The sequence below is a fragment of the Bacillus sp. 007/AIA-02/001 genome, assembly GCF_004634455.1.
In the GTDB taxonomy this organism is placed as follows: Bacteria; Bacillota; Bacilli; order Bacillales; family Bacillaceae_G; genus Bacillus_A; species Bacillus_A cereus.
On the sequence record NZ_SEIY01000007.1, the window covers coordinates 157,812 to 180,604 of the forward strand.

Consider the following 22,793-nt stretch of genomic DNA (forward strand, 5'->3'; position numbering starts at 1 on the left):
ATAAGCTTTATGTCTTCTGGTCATCTTATCTTTAAGATACAGAGCTGACCTTATTTCTACCATTTCGTTTCGAGTAGTATAACGCATCATCTGCCGCTTGAATAAATTGCTCCGGTGATCCTTCATATTCTGAAACCCCCACCGAAACTGTAATTTTTATTTTCGTTTCATCTAACAATTGAAATGAGTGACTTTCAACAGCTGTACGAATTTGCTCGCCCGTAAGAATTCCGTAAGCTAATCCCTTATTCGGTATCAAAAGCGCAAACTCCTCTCCACCCTTTCGAAAAGCCAAATCTGGAAATTGTGAAGTTTCTCGTAAAATACATCCTACTTGTTTTAGCACTTCGTCCCCTGCAGGATGCCCGTACGTATCATTTACATACTTAAAGTGGTCAATATCTATAAGTAGTAAACAAAACGAATCATTTTTCATGTTCTTATTACTAATATGACGATTCATCTCTAAATCAAACTGTCTTACGTTTCCTAAACCTGTCAATGCATCTATCGTTGCGTATTGTTTCATCTTTTGAAATAACTCATTGGATTGTAAAACATAATTTGCACTTATGAATGTTATGTAACCTGTAATAATACTAGAAATTAAATATAATCCCACTATGTGGATCTCTTTAATTAACCATATATATAACGCTGGGATTAGAATAGATAAAATATATGTGTGTAACCATACCCACTTTCCCCCTAAAGAAAGCTTCATGCGCGAAATAAAGATACTCCCTATTCCTATCGCAATGATTGTATAAAAAGCCACTTGAGAAGCTAATGAATAATCCATAAACAACAGCCTAGTTACTAAAATCATACCAATTGTTATGGTACTCGCTATCGGTCCTCCAATAATAACAGCTAGAATAACAGCTAAGTAGCGTAAATCCAATAGAATGGTACCAACACGAACACTGAAATACATTAATACTATACCTAGTATCCCAGTAAAAATGCCTACTACACATTTCTGCCCAAAAGAGAATCCTTCTTTTAACGGCTTATCCCTTAAAAGCTGACCTCCAATAAAAATAAAGGAAAGAATAATTGTTGTATTTACAAATAAGTCCCTTAACATAAAATAATCTCCCTACTTTTCCATCTATCCCCTTCCTCACCTTATTGTATACGAAATACCTTTAATTCCCAAATGTTTTGTTTATTTTTGCTGTTCCACGTGAAACAGCAAAAAAATAAAAAGGGCGAAAACTCGCCCTTTTTCATTAACAACAGCGTGATATTTTTCCACCCTTTGCATTAAATCTTGCTTCTTGTGCCTCAGCAAAAAATTGCTTTTGACATACAACCTCTTCTTCAGGATGATGCTTTTTCATATGCTCCACATATACTTCATAACTTGGTACCCCAACGAGCAAACTAATAAAGCGTTTTCTTTCACCCCATACTTGCCACAACTTTTTAAGCATAGTTCCTCGACTCACTTTCATCTCTAGGAATATATGGTGCCTCTTTTAACGGCATTGGCTTATTTCTTAATACTTGGATCCAAATTCGAAGTGCTGAAATTAACACAGCGATTACAACTATCATAAAAATTCCGCAAAGCGCTGCATCGATATAATCATTGAAAATAATTTGCTTCATTTGAGCAACATTTTTTGCTGGCGCTAACACTTTTCCCTCATCTAATGCTCCCTGAAATACCTTTGCATGCGATAGAAATCCAATTTTAGGATTTTCATGAAATAGCTTTTGATATCCCGCCGTCATCGTTACAATCAGCAACCCGACAGTTGGAATAAGTGTTACCCAAACGTACGCCTTTTTTCCCATTTTGAACAAAATTGTCGTTCCAAGTAATAATGCAATACCTGCTAGCATTTGATTTGCAATACCGAAAAGTGGCCATAATGTATTAATTCCACCGAGCGGATCTATTACCCCTTGGTATAAGAAATATCCCCACCCTAATACACATAATGTTGTAGCGATTACATTCGCTAATGTAGAATCCGTTTTCCCAAATGGCTTATATACATGCCCTAAAATATCTTGAATCATAAATCGGCCGACACGCGTTCCGGCATCAATTGTTGTTAAAATGAATAGAGCTTCAAAGAGAATCGCAAAATGATACCAAAATGCCATCATGGCCGTTCCACCTATTACTTGTGAGAAAATATATGCCATACCTATCGCTAATGTTGGCGCACCACCTGTACGTGATAAAATTGTTTGCTCTCCAACATTTACAGCGAGATCTTTTAGTTCATTTGGTGTAATAGCAAATCCCCATGAGGAAATAACTTGAGCTGCCTGCGAAACATCTGTACCGATAAGTGCTGCGGGACTATTAATTGCAAAATACGTTCCCGGTGTTAATACACAAGCCGCAATCATCGCCATCGCTGCTACAAACGACTCCATTAACATTGCTCCATAACCGATTGGCTGTGCGTGTCCCTCTTGCTCGATCATCTTCGGCGTCGTACCTGATGAAACGAGAGCATGGAATCCAGACACTGCACCACAAGCAATAGTAATAAATAAGAACGGGAATAAGTTTCCAGAAAACACAGGACCAGTTCCATCAATAAATTTCGAAACTGCTGGCATTTGTAAATCTGGTGCTACAATTAAGATACCGATTGCTAACCCTACAATTGTTCCGACTTTTAAAAATGTACTTAAATAATCACGTGGTGCTAAAAGCATCCAAACTGGTAATGCCGATGCGATAAATCCATATACAATAAGCATAATAGCAATTGTTTCACCACTAAATGTGAACATACTTGCAAGTGTTGGATTTTCTGCTACATACTGTCCTCCAACAAGAGATAAAATAAGTAGGATAATACCAATTACTGATCCTTCTCCAACACGACCAGGCCTAATATAGCGCATATAAACTCCCATTAAAATAGCGATAGGAATCGTTGCTGCTATCGTAAACATTCCCCAAGGACTTCCGATTAGTGCCTTTACTACGACTAACGCTAATACTGCTAATAAAATAATCATAATTCCTAAAATACCTATCATTGCAATTAGTCCTGTAACAGGTCCAATCTCATCCTTAATCATTTCTCCTAACGATTTACCATTACGTCTCATCGAAGCAAATAAAATGACAAAATCTTGGACAGCCCCCGCAACAACTACCCCAACAATAATCCAAATGGTTCCTGGTAAATATCCCATTTGTGCTGCTAAAATCGGTCCTACTAAAGGTCCCGCCCCAGCAATCGCTGCAAAGTGATGTCCAAACAATACCCACTTATTTGTTGGAACATAGTCTTTCCCATCGTTTAATGTATGGGCTGGTGTTTGCCGATTATCATCTAAATTAAAAACCTTTCTCGCTATAAATCTACTATAAAAGCGATAAGCAACTGCATATACACATACGGCAGCTACTAAGAGCCATACAGCATTAATGGTTTCACCTTGTGATAAAGCTACTACCCCAAAAGCACCTGCTCCTACTGCTGTAATAATGCCCCAAAGTAAGATCGATTTCAATGTCTTCACATACAATTCCCCCAATACTATTTCTTAGTGGAGATTGTACTAAATTTTCTGAATATTTAACTTGAATCCTCCCTATCATGAAGGATTTTCAGTTTATCATGTTAAAATACTCTCATTACCTACTATAATTCAATGTTATTTCGAAGGCGTTTTACATAATTACGACTGACTGGAATCGGTTGCTCATCATACCTATCTAAATACAAATTATACGTGCCATTATAATAAGGTTTCAGTTCTTTTACATATGACATATTAATTAAATAGCTTTTATGTACACGTAAAAAATCATATGCATTTAGCTTATTTTCTAATTCCTGAAGTGTATATGTTGAAATATACTGATTATTCGTTGTGTAAATTGAAACAGTTTTATTTTCTTTATTTTTACTTACATATACAATATCTTCTGGGAGAATATATCGTATACCCTCTTGACTTTCTATCGGTAGTTTCCGCAAATAACTCTTTGCTTTCTCACCTTGTTCTTTACCTATTTTATATAAAAGAAATTGTAAATCTTCTTCACGAAATGGTCGCAATAAATAATAAAATGCTTGGAAACGAAAAGCTGTAATAGATTCTTCTATGTTTTCACCTACAAAAATAAATTTTGTATAGCAATTTATTTCTCGTAATAAACTTGCATATTCAAAACCAGTACCATCTAGTAATTTGGAACTTAAAAAAACAAAGTCTGGTATATGTTTTTTCATCATAAATAAAGATTCTGTTCCTGTCTTTGCTTCAAAACATTCTACATTTCTCATATTTTCAGTGAAATTTTCAGCTAACTCTCTTCTCTCTTCTGCCTCTTCCATAATCAGTAAAATTTTCATTTCTTCAACCACCTAATTCTTTGTCCATATGTCCTGTTGTATACATTCGCTTTTATAAGAAATAATCCCTTTTTCTTACTATACCATTATTTATCTAAAAAAACAGAAAAAAGGAAACCACTTCGGTTTCCTCTCCCCTTTTATCCCGCACTAACTGCCTATAAAGATCCGAGTAGTGTAGGATAATAAACGGTCAGGGATACGTTCAAATTTTCACTTTATACTAATTCTCGTTGCTTCGTTTCCTGTCCAAGTATTATTACAGCGAATACACCAATTAAAATTGATCCACAAAAAATCGTAAATATTAATGATAGTGAAGCTTCTGAGGCAACTAAATATCCCACTAATAGTGGCCCAAGAATACCACCAATACGACCAAATGCCGCTGCCATTCCTGCACCTGTACCACGAATAACCGTTGGATACTGCTCAGGTGTATAGGCGTATAATGCTCCCCAAGCACCTAAGTTAAAGAAGGATAGTAACATACCTGCCACGATTAATACTGTTAATGAATCCGCAACCCCAAACAAATAAGCACTGCAAGCTGTCCCGATTAAATACGTAACCAAAACAAATTTACGACCGAGACGTTCAATAAACCAAGCAGCTGTGAAATATCCTGGAAGTTGAGCTAATGTCATAATAAGTACGTATTGGAAACTTTTTATTAAACTAAATCCTTTTAGCACCATTACACTCGGTAACCAAAGGAACATTCCATAATAGGAAAAAACAACACAAAACCATAGAATCCATAGCATAATTGTTGCTTTACGATATTCCCCAGACCAAACTGATTTTATATTTTCAATAACAGATGGCCTTTTTTCAACTTTTTGGAACCTTGGGGAATCCGGTAAATTCCATCTTAAATATAAAGCATATAATGCTGGAACTGCACTCAATACCATCGCAACTTCCCAACCATATTTAGGAATAACAAAATACGAGATAAGAGCTGCAATTAGCCATCCACCTGCCCAAAAACTTTCTAATAACACAACAATTTTCCCACGTTCATGCGCTTCAACACTCTCTGATACTAGTGTAGAGGCAACCGGAAGCTCTCCGCCAAGCCCCATACCAATTAAAAAGCGTAAAACGAGAAACATCGCAAGTGTTGTTGTTAATGCAGTTAAACCACTACCGATAGAAAATAATAATAATGTAATAATAAAGACTGATTTTCGCCCTATTTTATCTGATAGTATCCCAAAAATAAGCGCTCCTACTGCCATACCGATTGAGTTAATACTGCCTATCCAGCCCATTTCTTGCGTACTTAATCCCCAATCCTTTTGCAAGGCTACCATTACAAATGAAAGCATTCCAACATCCATTGCATCAAATAGCCATCCAAGCCCAGCTATACCTAGTAGTTTGCGCTTCGAAATTTCTTTAACCTTGCCCACTAGAAGTCCTCCTCACACAGGTGTCTTTACACATCATTTTACATGTGTGAATTGTATAAGTAAAATACTTTTGTGTAAAAAATTCTCCTTCATCATTCCCAAAAAGTAAAACGTCTATCCCGATTGGTGAGAGCTAATAATCTGTGGGGATGCCTCACTGATTAAAGTTTCAATTTATTAAAAATGAACAAATAAAAAAAGCAGCGATATTTCGCTACTTTTTCGAACGCACTACTTCTTTTAAAAATTCCGCTAATACTAACTGACGACGCCAGCGTGTTGGATTACTGCATAATCTATAAAACCACTCTAAATGAATTGTTTGAATCCATTTTGGTGCACGCTTTACCTCTCCAGCCCATACGTCTAAACTTCCACCTACTCCAACAGCCATTTTCGTTTCTAAACGATGCTTATTGTTTTGTATAAAGTTCTCTTGTCTCGGGAAACCAAGTGCAACAAGTAATAAATCTGGTTTTGCTTCTTGAATGCGAGAAATAATATTCTCTTCGTCTTCTTGTTTAAAATAACCATCTTGTATACCGGCGATGGATACAGCTGAATATGTCTTTGTTAAATGATCTGCTGCAGCTTGTACAACGTGCGGCTTTGCACCTAATAAGAAAACAGATACCGGCTTACTATCTTCTGATAACTTCGCAAGTAAATTACACATTAAATCAAAACCTGCTACACGTTCTTTTAAAGGTGTACCAAGCATCCCGCTTGCCTTTACAACCCCAATACCATCAGGTGTAATTAAATCTGTATTCAATAATGTTTGATAGAACTTTTCATCCTTTTTTGCGCACATAACAATTTCAGGGTTTGCTGTTACTACCTGAAACGTATGAGTTCGCTCCGCTTCTAGTTGTTCTTTTAAATATTGGACCGTTTCATCCATTGTCATTGTAGAAAAAGGAACGCCTAGAATATCAACTGTTTGTACTGCCATAGTTAACTATCCTCTCTATCATTACAAGTTTTTCGCTATTAATTGCTTATATGTTTCCTTTGTATCTTCATATAGTTTTTGAAGTGAGAAGTTCATAGTAGCATGCTCATAAATATGTTTACCCATTGCTGCTAACTCTCCAGTTTTCCACTTATCATACGCTTCTTCTAAAGCTAATGCTAATGCCTTTCCATCACCTGTTGGCACAATCCATCCGTAAGTTTCATCTACGATTAATGGTTCAATTTCTCCAGCCCTAGTCACAATTGATGGTACGCGTTGATTTGCCGCTTCTAATAAAACTAGTGGGAACCCTTCACTATGGGAAGTTAATAAATTTACATGTGACGACGCAAATAATTGTTTTACATCTTGACGATGTCCTAAAAACTCTACTTTATCGTTAATCCCTTTTTCAGTAGCTAATGACTTTAGATTTTCTTCTAATGGGCCATCGCCAACTAATAATACTTTAATTTTCTCTAATTTTGTTTGTTGTAACGCATCGAATAAAACTTCATGTCCTTTGACAGGATGTAATCGTGCTACTTGGATTGCCGTAAATACATCTTCATCAATATTGAACATTTCTTTTTTATTATAGCCTTCTGCTTTTTCCTTATCGTATTCAATTCCATTATAAATAACATGCATCTTTTCATTTGAAATACCTAATGCTGCCAGGCTTTTTTTCAATCTATTTGTTACAACGAAAAATAAGTCTATATTTTTTAAGGCTTTCAAATTTAATTTCGTAAAAATCCAACCTTTTAAGCCCTGTTTAGTAAAGTCTTGAAATGGATCACTATGAATAGTCGTTACCCATTTTGCCTTTATTCTCTTTTTCATTAAAGAAACATAGAAATTAGCCCTAGGGCCATGTGTATGAACTACATCAAATTTTTCTTTATTAATAAATTCACTTATATTCTTTAAAATGGATAAATCATAGCGCGATTTTTGTGAAAACACATGGACTTTTATCCCTAACTCCCTTGCTTCCTTCGCAACAATTCCATCTTCAAATACTGCTAATTCTACTTCACCAGTTGGAAACTGATCGAGAAGTGAAATAATATGTGTTTTCCCTCCCCCATCTTCTGCTCCTGCATTCATATGCAATATTTTCATATTTTTTCCTCCTTTAAATCCTCGCTACGTTTCCATCTATTTTTATTTTACTGTACTAAAAAATAAAAGCTAACAAAAGTTAGCTTTTATTTTTATCATTCAATTTCTAGGTCTACTATTAGATAAGCTAACACCACTACAAAGTAAATCCCAACTCCTGGTGCTGTTAAAATATGTCCTGCAATATAAGCAATACCTAACGCTAACAATAAGCTTGCTGAAATCATTCCATATTTTATATTAAATATGTCCTTAAATCTCGTAGCAAATGCTAGTAGAATTCTTAGCCCGTAATAAATAAATGGAATCATTAGTAATACAAAGCCAATAATCCCAAAATCATAAAACCAATCATGGAAGTCCATTTCAATTAGTTTTGGATCTGGCTGCTTTTGTTCATTGTATTTAAAGTTACCTGCATAACCCATTCCTAATAACTTTTGTGACATTGGCGCTTCTTTAAAGAACTGCTTATGTCTTTCTTCATATACTTGACGTCCACTGAAAATAAGATTTTCTTGATTTTCTTTCTTTTGCTCTTTCTCAAGCTCTTTCTTAACTTCCTCTTCTATCTTCGCCTTTTCTTCTGGCTTTTCAACTTTATGATGATTTTCTTCTTTTGCTTTAAGTTCTTGCTCTTTTTTCAGCTTCTCTTTAATTTCTTTTTCTTTTTGACCTTGCTGTGCCACATTTTGCTCTGATAAATAATTATTGTGAATACCCATATTTTGTGCTAATGGCGTTTGTTTAAACGTTCCGACTACACCAGCTAATAGGACAATAGCAATTACTGCATTAAGTGCAAGGGATTTTTTGTTCGGATTTTTTCTATCAAATAATAATTGTAGTAAAATAATCCCGATTGCTGCCGCTAGCGTAGCACCAATTGAGCCCATTCCTACTTTTGTACCAACTTGAATTAGCGAATAAATCATTAAAAGTGATGGAATCCAATATAGAATGTGTTTCCAGCTTTTTGTTTTTTGAATAGAATATAGTACTACAATAGGGAAAATAATAGCTAAGATTGAACCTAGTTCATTCCCTGCATAGAACCAACCTCGAGAACCAACCTTCATCCATTCATAACTACCAAAGTCAGTAGATGTTGAAATAGAAATAACCATAATTGCGTTAATGATTAATGTAGAATATACAATACTATTTCGAACCTTATCACTAATATTAACTGTCTTTTTCAATGATTTTAAAGCTAAAATGTATGATCCCAGCATGATATATATATATAATGCTTTCGCAACGAATTTAACCTCTTCACTAAGTACAATAGGATCCTTAACTAGTTTGTTATTAATAAATCCTATCCCTAAAACTCCGGCTAACAATATAAGATAAATTAAAAACTTTCTATTTTCCTTCTCTTTTGCCTGAATTAAAATGTAAATACCACCAACAGCCATAATAAGGAATCTTACTAAAATTCCAACGGTAGCATTTGACTTTAATAAAGTGATGCTAAGAGACGTTAATAAATCTAAAACAGGCTGTAAAATAATAAAAAAGAGCAAAAAATGCTCAAATCTAACCCTAGCTTGATTTGCTAACATTCCAAGACCTCCATACAAAATCTTAACATTATCTTTTAATCATAATTTTTTATCATTCAAACACACCTAGCAATTATAACATAACTCATATTCAAATCGAGAACTATTTTTCCAGCTAAAACTAGCCAGGACAAGTATTAATCAGTAATAGAAATTATCGTCCTTTAGCTATACTCCCCTATTTTTATAAAATCTATCTAACAACCACCCCCTTATTTTTGTCAGTATATAAATATTTTTTTATCATTTTATACAAATATAAATAACCTACCTATAATTGTAATTTTTTGCCAAATAAACAACATCAAAAAATGTAAAATTAATCTTTTCATATCTTTTTCAAATTACTTTATGGCTATTTTCCAAACATTTTCAAACGCTTTCTTTATGAATTTTATCCGTTTTTCTACATGTAGCGAAAAGTAATTGTTATTTCCAATACTTTAGTGTATATTTTTTCTCTGGAACATCTTTAAGAGGAAGGGATTAAGGCCATGTTATTAATCGATATATTTACGTTTCTTGGCATTATCGCCGCTGCCATTTCTGGTACATTAGTTGGTTTAAAAAAAGATTTAGATTTATTTGGTGTCCTTTGTTTAGCTGTAGCTACTGCGCTCGGCGGCGGTATTATTCGTGATATCATGATTGGTAACCTGCCCCCTGTCGCATTTGTAAAACCCATTTACTTTTTCGTAAGTGTATTATCAGCATTATTTACTTGTATGTTTTTTGAGCGCATCAATAAACTTCAAGTCGTTATTATGCTTTCTGATGCTGTTGGCTTAGGTGTTTTTACAGCTATTGGTGCAAATGCGGCAATGTCACATCATGTTGACGCCTCATTTCTAGTTGTTTCAATGGGAGTCATTACAGGTATTGGAGGCGGTATTTTGCGTGACATTTGTGCTCAAGATATCCCTTACGTATTCCGAAAAGAGATTTACGCAATCGCTTCTATCTTAGGAGCAATTAGCTTCCTAATCACACACGCTATGGGGGCGCACGTGTTAGCTTTCTATGTTTGTTTATTAGTAACATTCATTATTCGTGTCGTCACTGTAATATATAATGTTCATTTCCCTGTTTTCTTTAAAACACATGCTAAAATTAATAAAGGCCATTAAGAGAATTCTAGATAGAATTCTCTTAATTTATATACTATTCAACGAACTAATATAGAGTAATTATATATAAGCATATATAATTACTCTATATTAGTTTTAAAATTGAAAACGTTTTATATACAGGGGGAAGAATGATGCTTGGGGTTTTCAAAAAAAATATTAATAAAACAAATGCCAGTATAATCGAATTAAGTAAGGACCAACAAATAACTTTTAATGTCCCTACTAATTCTGAATTAAAAATTCAAATGGATATGCTACATATTTCAAAAGAAGATTTACAAGTTGTAAAAGTACTACAGCCTTTTATTTATGCAGAAATTGATTGGATTACTGAAAAATTCTATGCCAACATTACAAAACAACCTAATTTAATTACTATTATTGAACGTTACAGCTCTATTCCAAAACTAAAACAAACTTTAAAAACACATATTAAAGAATTATTCAGCGGCAATATGCATGAAGATTTTATTGAACAGCGTGTTAGGATTGCCAAAAGGCATGTACAAATTGGTTTACATCGAAAATGGTATACTGCTGCTTATCAAGAATTGTTCCGCTCTATCATGAAGATTTTGCAAACAAAAATAACAACAATCGATGATTTTTCCTATTCTATAAATGTTATAAATAAATTATTTACTCTTGAACAAGAACTTGTTCTTGCAGCTTATGAATCTGAATATGAAAGAATGCAAAAAGAGCATGAGAAAGAAAAAGAACTAACTGCTATGACAATTACGCATATCGCAACAGAACTAGCTGCTGTATCTGAAAAAACAAGCTCTTCTATTCAAAAACTAACCGCCAAATCTGAAACTATTGTAGAGATTGCTAAAACAGGTACATCATTAGCTACAACATCTGAAGAAAAAGCCAATAAAGGGAAAGAACAATTAAACCAGCAAAACAAACGAATGGGATCTATTCAAATGAATATGGAAACGATTATTACAGATACTCATGAACTCCTTAATATTTCTAACAAAATTAATGAAATCATAGATATTGTTAAATCGATTGCGGAGCAAACCAATTTACTCGCACTAAATGCAGCTATCGAGTCTGCACGTGCTGGAGAATTTGGGAAGGGGTTTTCTGTTGTTGCTGGTGAAATTCGAAAATTATCAGAGCAAACGAAAGAATCTATATTTAACGTTACAAAGCTCGTTGAAAAAACAAATGAACAAATTACCCGTGTCTCGTCTTCCGTGAAACAAATTAGCTCTCTCGTATCGGAAGGAACGGATAGTATGTCAGCAACAGATCGATACTTCCAAGAAATTGTAAAAGATATGTCTAACTCAAAAGAACAGAATAAGAAAATTGAACACGAGCTACAAGCTATTTCACAAGTAATGAAAGGAATTCAAGATGATTCCTCACAAATGGCTCTAACAGCCGATAATTTACAACTAGAACTAAATCGATAAGATAAAGTGAAACTTTAATCAACGGGGGTTTTGTTCATCCCCCGTTGATTATCAGCCCTCACCAATCGGGCTTTTACGGGCAGCCCGCCCCCCACCTAACTTCTTTGCTTTCGCTGATTTTGAGGTGGGGGTCTTACTGCCTGGAAAATAGCGGGATCAAATTCAAGTCAGGCATACTTTTCATCTGCACTGACTACTAAATTTCATCTTCCATCAAAAAAAGAATCCAGAATGGATTCTTTTTATTTTCTGAAAAATATTTTTTGACAATACACATAACTCATATAAACACCAAAGCTCTGCAAAATGAACAATGCCGGCATAATTACATTGTAATATGCCATATCTACTTGAAAGAGCTTTAACAATACGTAGCCACTAATTAAAAATAAGAACAACATATATCCCTCATTTTGTTGTTTCTTAATAAGGAAGTGTAATAGAGCTATAGTCATAAACAATGTTACGGCTATATATATCAGTTTTTCACATTTGAAAAGAATAGAATTTACCCCTTCATCTGAAAACTGATTTATCATCGGCTCTAAAAGTTTAAATCTTTCTCCCTCAATCTCTTTTAACTTTTGATCAATATGCTCTGTTACACTTTGATTTTTCGATATTTTTTCTTCATGTTGCGTCTTTCCAATTAAAACAGATTGAACATACGTCTCATTTGAAATCGTATATTGTGACAATCCCATTGCCTTAATTCCATAATTCACACTAAAATGGGCACTATAAAATAGAATAAGTATCCCTATCATTTTTAGTAACACCTTTTGTTTCGTTGCTGATTGAAATACTTCGATTAATAATACATATACCGTAATAAAAATAGGAAGAAATAATCCCATTGGGAAAACCATATTACTAAATGCAAATAAAATCGCTGAAAACACCCACATATAAGGATGATCTAATCCTTTATATAAAAGTATGTAACAAGCAAAATAAAATAAAAATATTGCAAGTGATTCAGGAGTTAATACGGAACTCATGAATATATTTGGAATATACAGAGCATAAAAGATAGAAGCAATACGACCGCATTCTTCTCCAAAAACCATTCCCGCAATACGATAAATAAATAATGCTGTTCCTGTGCAAAATAGCACATTAAATAGTTGTAAAGCGAATAATGAATCACCAAATATACGAATAATTACCGACTCATATATAATAAAAGGCAAATGAGTTACAGTCCCTATATTATTACCAATTGCAATCTGCTTTGCAGACTCATACATCACTTTCATATCACCAATTATTGGAGCATCTACAAATAACAGCATACTAACCCTCACAACTATAGATATACTTATAAGAAAAATAAGAAATTGTTTATCTGTAAAACGATATTGTAGAATTGATGCCACTAACAAAATAAGTATGACGAAAATTGCTAATATGATTGTTACACTTGTTGTACTTCCTCCAAAAAATTGCTTACTTGTCTCAAATGCTGCCCAACAACTATAAACAAAAAATGCGAGCATCGCACCGATTGTAATTTTATTGAAGAAAGATGAAAAATTTGTTTGTATATGATTCATATGTCCATTGCACCTCTATTTCCATTCATAACAAAACGATTCTATCATGAATGGGGACACGGCTGATAGGGAATTTCTATGACAAATACATAGTCATTACTTTTTACTTGCAATGTAAGCGAATCCTCTTTTACACTACATTTTAGATAAAATAAATTTTCTTTCAGTTACATGAATACAAATACAGAAGTTTAAATAATCCTCTTTTGGAATACACTTTACTTCATTAAATATCTAATATGAGTAATCTGCTTACACATATTATTCTGATTGAAAACAGACTATAGGGGCTGAATATATGGAAAAGAAATTCATGCGAGAATCTAAAGCAATTAAGACAACACGTGTTTTTCCTAACGATTTAAATAATCACCAAACACTTTTTGGAGGGAAATTATTAGCAGAAATTGATAGTATTGCTTCAATTGCGGCTGCAAGACATAGTCGTAAACATTGCGTAACAGCATCTATTGATTCAGTTGATTTTTTAACTCCAATTCACCAAGCTGATTCTGTTTGTTATGAAGCATTTGTATGTTATACAGGGAAATCTTCAATGGAAGTTTTCGTAAAAGTAATCGCAGAAAACTTATTAGCAGGCGAGCGTAGAATTGCTGCTACTTGCTTCATTACATTTGTGGCAATAAAAGATGGAAAACCTTCATCCGTACCACAAGTACTTCCTGAAACTGAAGAAGAACATTGGTTACACACAACCGGTTTAGAACGCGCGGAAAACCGAAAAAAGGGACGTTTAAAAAGTAAAGAGATGGCTGAAGTTTTAACTTTAAGTAAGCCATGGAATATATAATACGATACTCTCACTTCATACATGCACAGGTTTATTTCATCCTTGCATGTATTTTTTATTGTAAAAAATTCCACCTCTTATCTTTTATTTACTGTTTGTCTCCTAAAATAATCCACCAGTTTTTCCTTTATTTTGCTATACTATTAATGGTATATTAGATAAGGTTCGTTTAAAAATAACTATAATATAATTAAGTATATAAGGGATGGTGCGATAATGTCTATTGAGGTACCAATTTCAATACCAAAAACGTTAATTATTATTCCTGCGTATAACGAGGAAGAAGCAATTGCAGATACATTAACAAGATTATTAAAACTAAAACAGCATTTTACAGAATTAAGCATTTGCGTTATTAATGATGGATCACATGATAAAACAGCTCAAATCGTAAATGATTTTCCTGTTCACCTTGTGAACTTACCATATAACCTAGGTATTGGCTCAGCTGTACAAACTGGTTATAAATACGCTTATGAGAATGGATATGATATTGCGATTCAGTTCGATGCTGATGGGCAACATAATCCTGATGATTTGTACAAAATTATAAAACCTATTGCTGAAGACCAATGCGATATGGTGCTAGGTTCACGTTTTACAGAGAAAACAGCCTATAAAGGTAGTATTTCTAGAAGAATTGGTATTTTTTATTTTACTGCTCTACTGAAAGTACTAACAAAACAAACCTTTATGGATCCAACTTCTGGGTATCGTGCTATCAATAGAGAAGTAATTAAGATTTTTGCACATAATTATCCAAAAGATTATCCAGAACCAGAAGTCCTTATTCATTTAAAAAAGAAAAAATTACGCATTAATGAAATATCCGTAAATATGCAAGAGCGTCAAGGGGGACAATCTTCTATCACACCTCTTAAATCTGCATATTACATGATTAAAGTAAGCCTTGCTATATTGATGCAAAAAATTGTGAAAGGTTGATAATAAATGCCTATAATTACCTTTTCATTTATCTTCATTCTATTATTATTTTTATTAATTATTAATTCCATTCGTCGTGGAGCTTTAGAAACTAAATATGCTATTTTATGGATTTTTGTTTGTGTTGCAATGGCTATTTTAAGTTCTACTGAAAAAATTATAAATTGGATTGGCCAACTATTACACGTAGAATATCCTCCATCTGTTTTATTCTTATTTGGACTATTATTCTGTTTCATATTAATTTTTGACTTAACAAGAAAAATTTCTAAATTACATCATCAACTTGTAACGTTAACGCAAGATTATGCGTTATTAAAGCAAAAATTAAAAGTAACGCAACCTGAAACCGATAAAGAATAGTTTTCTATTTAAATATGAATATATACAAAAAAACATCTTAATTTTTTAAAAAAATTAAGATGTTTTTTATTGCAAACTATTTTTTTCTAATTAATAATTTACTAATTTTCATAACAGTTGCCACGGTCCCAACTCCAATTATAATAAATAAGAATGGTATTAACGGTAATGCATATCGTTCATATGCAACATAAAAACATGTTAAAGCTGTTTGCAATAAAAGGATTGACCATAAAAATGTAGTCTCTCTCCACCTTTTTAAAAGGAAAATAAATGAAAGTACTGTACATATTAAAAACGTCGTCTTAATAAAATTATATATTTCATTCATATCCTTTGCAGAAACATTGAATACTTCAATATTATGCTCTATAGAATAATACGGTTTTTTCCAAAGAATTTCTGGCTTCAAAACTAAATAACTCTCTATCATAGATTCCTTATCAGTTTTCCACCATTCCTTCATTTTATCAATCGCTATTTTTTCTTCTAATTCCATAAATTCATGTGCTTCAAGATTAGGGTATTTTGCATGTAACTCTATTTCAAGTTCCCCCATATCCTTACCTTCTGGGTAACCTTTCCCTTGATACGTTCCAAGTAATAACGGATTCCCTGCCCCAGCAGTTAGTGGGATAAATTTATCAAATTGAATGTAATTGCGAGCCCACCATGGTCCAAGTACGATAAGTCCTATTCCTATGCTTATAATCGCTTGCTTCATCATAATACGGAATGGGTAGCGTTTCATTAAAAGATACCCAAATAGTAAGATTGGATATAAGGCAATTTGTACACGGAGGTACAGTGCTAAAAAGTAGAAAATTAATACAATCAGAAGATGTTTCGTTTTATGAGTATCAGCTAATTTTAAACTCCAATATACTAATCCTAATGAAAGGAATAGAAACGGTCCTTCTGTTAAAGTTAAATTTTCCATAACAATCTCTGGAGGATACACAGCTAATAAGAAAGCACCTATTAATCCTGCAGCAGAATTCAATAAATAAGTACCAATCTTATAAGTTAGCAAAATACTAAGTACCCCTAATAGGATAATAATTAATTTTGCTACAAAAAGACCTTCACTGCCATTTCCAAAAAAATAAAATACAACAGCTAATAAAGCTGGAAAACCCGGCATAATATGAATCGTTGGTTTATCTGGTTCATGATATGTTAACATCCCTGTTTCCAATAAAATATTTGCCGTTTTTTGATAACCTATATCATCGCTAGCTATAGATAGATCTGCACCATGTGTTTGTAAAGTTGCAAAACGAAGTGCAAAACCGACTATCATAATAATCCCTAAAAGGATTATATTAGATTTGCGAGTAAATCGCCCTAACATCTCATCTTCTCCCTTCAGATACATAATTTTCAAAATATATTTCTATATTTTTACAACACAATACGTTCTATAATAAATACTTTTTATACAAAGTACAACAATAGAAAGTTGATTTACAAAGTTTATATGCGTTAAACTTATACAGATGTTCTTGTAATCTTCTTCCTTCCAAAAGGCTTGTATATATGATGCAAGACATAAAAAACTTGAGGAGATAAAAATTCTATGATGGAACAAAAGCAACTTGTTTCTGTTGTCATACCCCTGTATAACACGGAAAAATATATTGAAGAAACGATGCAGTCAATACTAGATCAAACATATAAAAACATTGAAATTGTAATTGTAGATGATGGAAGTAAAGATCAATCACCTTCTATTGTGAAAAACCTTGCTGAAAAATACCCAGGGCAAGTAAAATACGTTCATCAAAAAAACCAAGGTGTTTCGGTAGCCCGTAATACAGGTATCGAAAATGCTAGCGGAGAATATATCGCTTTTCTTGATAGTGATGACTTATGGCATCCAACTAAAATTGAGAAGCAAGTCGAAAGTATGCATAAAAACGAAATGGACGCGTGCTATTGTGGTTATATGAATTTCTACGAAGAAACAGGCGAGAAGGTTGAACATACAACAAACTTTATTAAAGGTGATATGGCAAAAGCATTCCTAACACATCAAGTTGTTGCTCAAACAAGTACTTGGATTTTCAAACGATCCATCGTAATGGATCATAACATTCGTTTTACACCAGGATGTAGTTGGGGAGAAGATTTAGAGTTTTTATTTAAACTTATGAGTTTGACAAATGTATGTTATGTCGATGAATACTTAACTTATTATAGAATCTTATCAGAAGGAAATCTTTCTTCTAAGTATAAAGATTATGAATTAAAAACAACAAAAGAGCTAGAAGTATTCAATCGTATGAAAGATTGGGTACATAATAAATCTCAAGACTTCATTACGAAAGACCCTCAGTCACTGATTGAGATTCTTGAGACTTATTTATTCCCTTATACAGTCATCAATAACGCTTGTATATATATTAAAGAAAACTCTCGATTAGATAAATCACAAGTTCAATTAATCAAAAAAGATATAAGGAAATATTGCCGTAAAATCTATTCAAAGAATGGAAAGCGTAGTAAAAAACTATATGCAATGCTTTGGTTTGTACGAATTAAATTTCTGTTTTCTTAAACTGAAAATATAACGATACTCTCTCTTTCTGTGAACAAATTAAATTTACAAATAGGACAAACTAACCGGGTCCTAAAGAATAGAAAGGTCTTTTCTCATGAAAACAAATAAAATTCTAAAAAACGCATCCTACCTCTTTGTAGGAAACATTACTGTCCGCTTTGTACTGGCTATTGCAACAATTTTCTTTGCAAGATATGTTTCTCCAAGTGATTACGGTATGTTTACAACTGCGTTAGCAGTTTCAGCTGTTATTTGTTACTTTACAGATGCAGGTTTAACACATACGTTTATGCGTGAAGGAACGAGAAGCGATGCTAATATTAGTGTGCTAATAAGTAGTTATTTACGTATTCGTTTAATATTAGCTATCGTAATTTCTGTACTTTTCGCTATTTTTGCCCAGTTCTTCTATCCCGATGCTTACTTACGTGCGATGGTATATTGGGTTGTCCTACCAACAATGTTCGGAGCAACCTTACAAGGTGTTGGTATGGCTTACTTCCAAGTAACAGAACGCATGCAATTTACAGCTATTATTTCTGTACTACAAGGTGTAACAGCTGCTGCTGCCCTATTACTAGGGATGTCTTTCCAATGGTCACTTATGATGGTTGCTGCCATGTACGGGGTATCTAGTCTTGTAACAGGTGTTATCGCCTTTATAATGACAATACGTTACACGAAAGTCCATAAGGGTTGGGATAAAGGCATTTTAGATCAACTACTTATTTTCACGATCAACGGAATCATTATTATGCTCTTACCACAATTGGGCCCTATTATATTAGAAAAGGTTTCAACATATAAGCAAGTTGGATTCTTTGGTGCTGCATCTAAAATACCTGCTGTACTATATCAAATACCTGGAGTAATTGCAGCTGCTTTTTATCCAAGACTTTTTGCTTTTGGTAATGAGAAAAATATTGAAGAACATAGAAAATTATCAAGTTTTGAATTAAAACTTATGTCTTTTTTAGGAATGGGAATTTCTATCCCCTTTATTGCTGATCCAAGTTTCTGGATTGTTAGTTTATTAGGAGAAAAATACGCTCCCGCTGGTGACGCTCTTGCTATTCTAGCGTTTATGGTTATTTTACAATCAATTAACTATCCACTAGCCGATAATTTAACAACGATTGGCCAGCAATGGAAACGTGCAACAACAATGACTATTGGATTAGTTGTTGCCATCATAGGTTATATTGTATTAGGTAGTAAATATGGAATGATGGGGGCAGCTGCCGCAGCCATCATTACCGAAATTACACTATTAATTGGATTTACCCTCTTTATTCGTAAAGGCATGCAATTATTAGTTAAAGGAATTATATTTAATTCCTTAGCCTTTATTATTAGTTACGGTATATACCGAATTGCATTAATCAACTTACCACCATTAGTTGCTTTAACTCTTACTGGTATACTATACGGTATAATCGGAATTGTAATTGATCCTCAAATACGTGGATTCGTTTTAGGATTTATAAAACAAAAGCTTATTCGCAAACATGCTTAAAAGCAAAAAGCTTTTCCTATTTAAAAATGGAAAAGCTTTTTGCTTTTTTATATACCATCATTTTTCTTCAGTAAAAAAATGCTATATATTCCAGCTCAAATTGACTTACTTTCTGAAAATGCCTTATACTAAATTACATGTAAACTATGAACTTCAACGCTTGTAAAAATATATATGCTTCAACAAAAATATATATTTTCTCATGTTAAAACTAAAGAACACACCTTTAAAAATTGGTGTGTTTTTATATGCTACCTAAAAACTAGTTGCTACATGTAACGACTTTCAAAGGAGGATTATCAATTTTTATGAGCATAAAGCCGAATAATAAATTCTTTTCCAAGAAAACAATAATAATTATGCCAATATTATTATTGTGCGCTTTTGCTTTTCATTATTTCTTTTTAACATCTAATCAAGCCTTTTCTGGTACAGGGGATGCGTTACGTCAATTTGGTTTTTTTACGTTTCTTCTACAACATGCCTTTAAAGATGGCAACCTTTTTTGGTCTTTTGATTATGGATTAGGTGGAGATTTATTTGGAGAGTTTAGTTATTATTACAGCACATCACCGTTTTTCTGGATTACACTGTTACTACCTAAACTAAGTCTTGAGCAAGTATATGACGTGAAATTATACATGAGTATTTTAAAAAACTTTTTAGCTATGGTATTCATGTATGGTTCTTTACGTTACCATAATAAAACAGCATTCTCATCTTTTGTTGCTGCTATTATATATGGTGGTTGTATTACTTTCATCCGCCACTCTTTACTATGGGATTTCATGGCTGATGCCATTGTATTTTTACCATTAGTAATATGGGGACTTGATAAATATATTATTGAAAAGAAGCGCGGACTTTTCCTAATCGCTGCTACTTTAATGTTAGCATCAAACTTTTATTTTGCTTTTATCACAAGTATTTTCATATTTATTTATGCATTATTCCAATACTTTGCGACACAACAAAATAAAACGATTGTCTCTTTTCTAACTTATTATATTAGAATCGGTTTATTGTATGGATTATCACTCGGTTTAGCCGCCGTTTGCTTCCTCCCATCAGTTAATGCCGTATTTAGTGCTGATCGACTATCAAAAAAGTTTGAGATACCATTATTATTTGAAGATAAATTTTATAAAGATTTAATGGAAAATATTTTCTTCATGTATAATGCTGAAAATCATCAATTAGCTTTACCAGCTTTAATTTTATTCTTAATCGTATTTGGAATGTTTATACGTGATAAACTCGTTAAAAATAAAGTATTCTTTACGTTATTCATGTTCATTCTGTTTATGCTTCCATATACATATTCTGTGTTTAATGGTTTTTCAGCAATGCAATCTAGATGGTTCTATTTATTTGTATTTGTAATTGCCCAAACAATTGCATACATTCTAGATTGGATGATTATTCATAAGAAAGACTACAAATTACCTTATTTAATAAGTTTATTAGTGTCTATTGGATTATTCATTTATGCATTTTATAGAAAAGCAAATATAAATGTAACTGATAAACCTTTACAAGACGTTGATAACATTTTACTCGGAACTGTCGTTCTTTCTGTTATTACAGTATGTTTATGGCGTTATATTTCCAAACCTTTCATACAATTTTTAGTTGTATTGAATGTACTCGTTAGCACAATTTCTATGAATTATATGTATGCGAATAATATACTTAGCACCGTTTACGGACAGAGCCAGATTTCAACTGAAAAGTTACACGAACCAGGCTATGATAATAAAGAAGAAATTGCTGCAATTCGCTACATACAAGAAAATGATAAAGACTTTTATCGTATTCTTAATCCATATAGCGAATATAACACACCGATGCTACAAGGATATCATGGCGTAAGTACGTATCAAAGCTTAGTTAATTATTATGTCCATGACTTTATGAAAAATAAATATGGTGTATTCCAAATGTACGATACACCTTCAATGTTTTATCAAGCTGATAGTCGACTACTACTTGAAAATATGCTAGGTGTAAAATATCGCGTATTAAGTGCTGATACAGATTCAAAGAATGTGCCTTATGGATATAAACTATTACAGCAAGTAGGACCGTATAATATTTACAAAAATGACTATGCTTTACCGTTAGGATATGTATATGATTCGGCTATAAGTGAGGAAGAATTTTCTAAATTAAACTTCGCTCAGCGTGATCAATTATTATTACATGCTGTTGTCGTTAATAATACAAAAGAATTTTCATTAAACCATTTTAATAAACAAGACCTTAAATCAAAGGCAGTATCTATTAAAACGGAAAAAGCAAAATTCGAAAACATGGAAAAACAAGAAAATAAACTAATTGTTCATGGCTTTGGAAATATGATTGTACCTATCAATTATCCTGATACACCTGGTGATCTACTGATAGAATTAAAATTAAAAAATGCAGGTACATTCAATGCAACTGTTAATGGAAAAACGATAGGAAAAGGGGACGATGCTGGTGCATACTCTTATCCGTTAGAAAGGTTTGTTTACAATTTGGGCAATGAGCGTCCAGAAAACCTAACTATCTCTATTGATATGGCAGGTGAGTATGAATTAGGTGACTTGCAAGCAAATATTGTAAACTATGAAAGTGTACAAAAAGAAACAAAAAAACTAACTGAAAATAGGCTTGAAAATATTTATTATAAGAACAATTATTTAAAAGGGGATATCAAATCAAATAAAGACGGGCTCTTATATTTATCTGTCCCATATAGTAAAGGCTGGACTATAAAAATTGATGGAAAAGAAACAGAATTTACGAAAGCGAATTCTGCCTTTATCGGTGTTCCCATTACAAAAGGTTCACATGTAATCGAAATGACTTACGTTACACCTTACTTCAAATTAGGTATGATTATATCAATCATCTCACTAATTATCTGTATAGCTTTACTAATTTTCAAAAATCCAAAAGCACGACGAAAATTTTCTTTTAAAAAGCAATAATGAGCAATCAATGAATCATGAATCTATCCAATTGGATAGATTCATATAAAAACGCATAACATTGTTTTAACCCACTACAAACA

Annotated in this window: 18 protein-coding genes and 1 pseudogene; 9 read left to right on the forward strand and 10 right to left on the reverse strand. The window is 33.0% G+C overall.

The window, feature by feature from the left end:
- Positions 1 to 31 precede the first annotated feature (31 nt).
- From ES895_RS16425 to ES895_RS16465, 8 genes are all read right to left on the reverse strand, one after another.
- Complete coding sequence (locus tag ES895_RS16425) at positions 32 to 1,090, reverse strand: GGDEF domain-containing protein (protein WP_000942901.1); 1,059 nt, start codon at positions 1,088 to 1,090, stop codon at positions 32 to 34.
- 145 nt (positions 1,091 to 1,235) lie between these two features.
- Positions 1,236 to 1,439, reverse strand: coding sequence for a YbdD/YjiX family protein (locus ES895_RS16430; RefSeq protein ID WP_000914504.1), 204 nt, complete (start codon positions 1,437 to 1,439; stop codon positions 1,236 to 1,238).
- On the reverse strand, positions 1,432 to 3,507 hold the full coding sequence (cstA, locus tag ES895_RS16435) for a carbon starvation protein CstA (protein ID WP_000854295.1): 2,076 nt from the start codon (positions 3,505 to 3,507) through the stop codon (positions 1,432 to 1,434). The genes ES895_RS16430 and cstA overlap by 8 nt, the downstream gene beginning before the upstream one ends.
- 122 nt (positions 3,508 to 3,629) lie before the next feature.
- Entirely contained in the window at positions 3,630 to 4,346 is a 717-nt protein-coding gene (locus tag ES895_RS16440) for a LytR/AlgR family response regulator transcription factor (protein ID WP_000698256.1), read from the reverse strand.
- A gap of 218 nt (positions 4,347 to 4,564) precedes the next feature.
- Positions 4,565 to 5,764: an MFS transporter gene (locus ES895_RS16445; protein ID WP_000521077.1), complete on the reverse strand. Its 1,200-nt coding sequence runs from the start codon at positions 5,762 to 5,764 to the stop codon at positions 4,565 to 4,567.
- A 214-nt stretch (positions 5,765 to 5,978) separates the two neighbouring features.
- Positions 5,979 to 6,719: a WecB/TagA/CpsF family glycosyltransferase gene (locus ES895_RS16455; protein ID WP_135238486.1), complete on the reverse strand. Its 741-nt coding sequence runs from the start codon at positions 6,717 to 6,719 to the stop codon at positions 5,979 to 5,981.
- Positions 6,720 to 6,740: 21 nt separating this feature from the next.
- The gene (locus ES895_RS16460; protein ID WP_000697464.1) at positions 6,741 to 7,850 is read right to left on the reverse strand and encodes a glycosyltransferase family 4 protein; all 1,110 of its coding nucleotides are present in this window, start codon (positions 7,848 to 7,850) and stop codon (positions 6,741 to 6,743) included.
- A 95-nt stretch (positions 7,851 to 7,945) separates the two neighbouring features.
- Positions 7,946 to 9,418: an O-antigen ligase family protein gene (locus tag ES895_RS16465; RefSeq protein ID WP_000880749.1), complete on the reverse strand. Its 1,473-nt coding sequence runs from the start codon at positions 9,416 to 9,418 to the stop codon at positions 7,946 to 7,948.
- A 494-nt stretch (positions 9,419 to 9,912) separates the two neighbouring features.
- Between ES895_RS16465 and ES895_RS16470 the strand changes: the two genes are divergently transcribed.
- From ES895_RS16470 to ES895_RS30225, 3 genes and pseudogenes are all read left to right on the forward strand, one after another.
- On the forward strand, positions 9,913 to 10,545 hold the full coding sequence (locus tag ES895_RS16470) for a trimeric intracellular cation channel family protein (RefSeq protein ID WP_000924369.1): 633 nt from the start codon (positions 9,913 to 9,915) through the stop codon (positions 10,543 to 10,545).
- Positions 10,546 to 10,679: 134 nt separating this feature from the next.
- Positions 10,680 to 11,225 (forward strand): annotated as a pseudogene (locus tag ES895_RS30220) (protoglobin family protein); the annotation flags it as partial.
- A 54-nt stretch (positions 11,226 to 11,279) separates the two neighbouring features.
- Positions 11,280 to 11,981: a methyl-accepting chemotaxis protein gene (locus ES895_RS30225; protein ID WP_370658441.1), complete on the forward strand. Its 702-nt coding sequence runs from the start codon at positions 11,280 to 11,282 to the stop codon at positions 11,979 to 11,981.
- Between the two features lie 242 nt (positions 11,982 to 12,223).
- Here ES895_RS30225 and ES895_RS16480 read toward each other — a convergent pair whose 3' ends face one another.
- On the reverse strand, positions 12,224 to 13,537 hold the full coding sequence (locus tag ES895_RS16480) for an ArnT family glycosyltransferase (protein ID WP_061655694.1): 1,314 nt from the start codon (positions 13,535 to 13,537) through the stop codon (positions 12,224 to 12,226).
- A gap of 298 nt (positions 13,538 to 13,835) precedes the next feature.
- Between ES895_RS16480 and ES895_RS16485 the strand changes: the two genes are divergently transcribed.
- From ES895_RS16485 to ES895_RS16495, 3 genes are all read left to right on the forward strand, one after another.
- A complete protein-coding gene (locus ES895_RS16485; RefSeq protein ID WP_000412120.1) occupies positions 13,836 to 14,348 on the forward strand; it encodes an acyl-CoA thioesterase in 513 nt (170 codons plus the stop codon).
- A 216-nt stretch (positions 14,349 to 14,564) separates the two neighbouring features.
- Entirely contained in the window at positions 14,565 to 15,293 is a 729-nt protein-coding gene (locus tag ES895_RS16490; RefSeq protein ID WP_000021476.1) for a glycosyltransferase family 2 protein, read from the forward strand.
- Positions 15,294 to 15,299: 6 nt separating this feature from the next.
- Positions 15,300 to 15,656, forward strand: a complete 357-nt coding sequence (locus tag ES895_RS16495) for a DUF2304 domain-containing protein (RefSeq protein ID WP_001121767.1) — start codon at positions 15,300 to 15,302, stop codon at positions 15,654 to 15,656.
- A 76-nt stretch (positions 15,657 to 15,732) separates the two neighbouring features.
- Here the strand turns inward: ES895_RS16495 and ES895_RS16500 are convergent, their stop codons facing one another.
- A complete protein-coding gene (locus tag ES895_RS16500; RefSeq protein WP_000901470.1) occupies positions 15,733 to 17,010 on the reverse strand; it encodes a glycosyltransferase family 39 protein in 1,278 nt (425 codons plus the stop codon).
- A gap of 225 nt (positions 17,011 to 17,235) precedes the next feature.
- Here ES895_RS16500 and ES895_RS16505 point away from each other — a divergent pair, with 225 nt between their 5' ends.
- The 3 genes from ES895_RS16505 (at position 17,236) to ES895_RS16515 (ending at position 22,710) form a co-directional block, all read left to right on the forward strand.
- On the forward strand, positions 17,236 to 18,216 hold the full coding sequence (locus tag ES895_RS16505; RefSeq protein WP_061655695.1) for a glycosyltransferase family 2 protein: 981 nt from the start codon (positions 17,236 to 17,238) through the stop codon (positions 18,214 to 18,216).
- 97 nt (positions 18,217 to 18,313) lie between these two features.
- Positions 18,314 to 19,735 carry an oligosaccharide flippase family protein gene (locus ES895_RS16510; RefSeq protein WP_000856129.1) on the forward strand — a complete coding sequence of 474 codons (1,422 nt, stop codon included), beginning with the start codon at positions 18,314 to 18,316 and terminating at the stop codon, positions 19,733 to 19,735.
- A gap of 308 nt (positions 19,736 to 20,043) precedes the next feature.
- The gene (locus ES895_RS16515; protein WP_135238487.1) at positions 20,044 to 22,710 is read left to right on the forward strand and encodes a YfhO family protein; all 2,667 of its coding nucleotides are present in this window, start codon (positions 20,044 to 20,046) and stop codon (positions 22,708 to 22,710) included.
- Positions 22,711 to 22,793 lie beyond the last annotated feature (83 nt).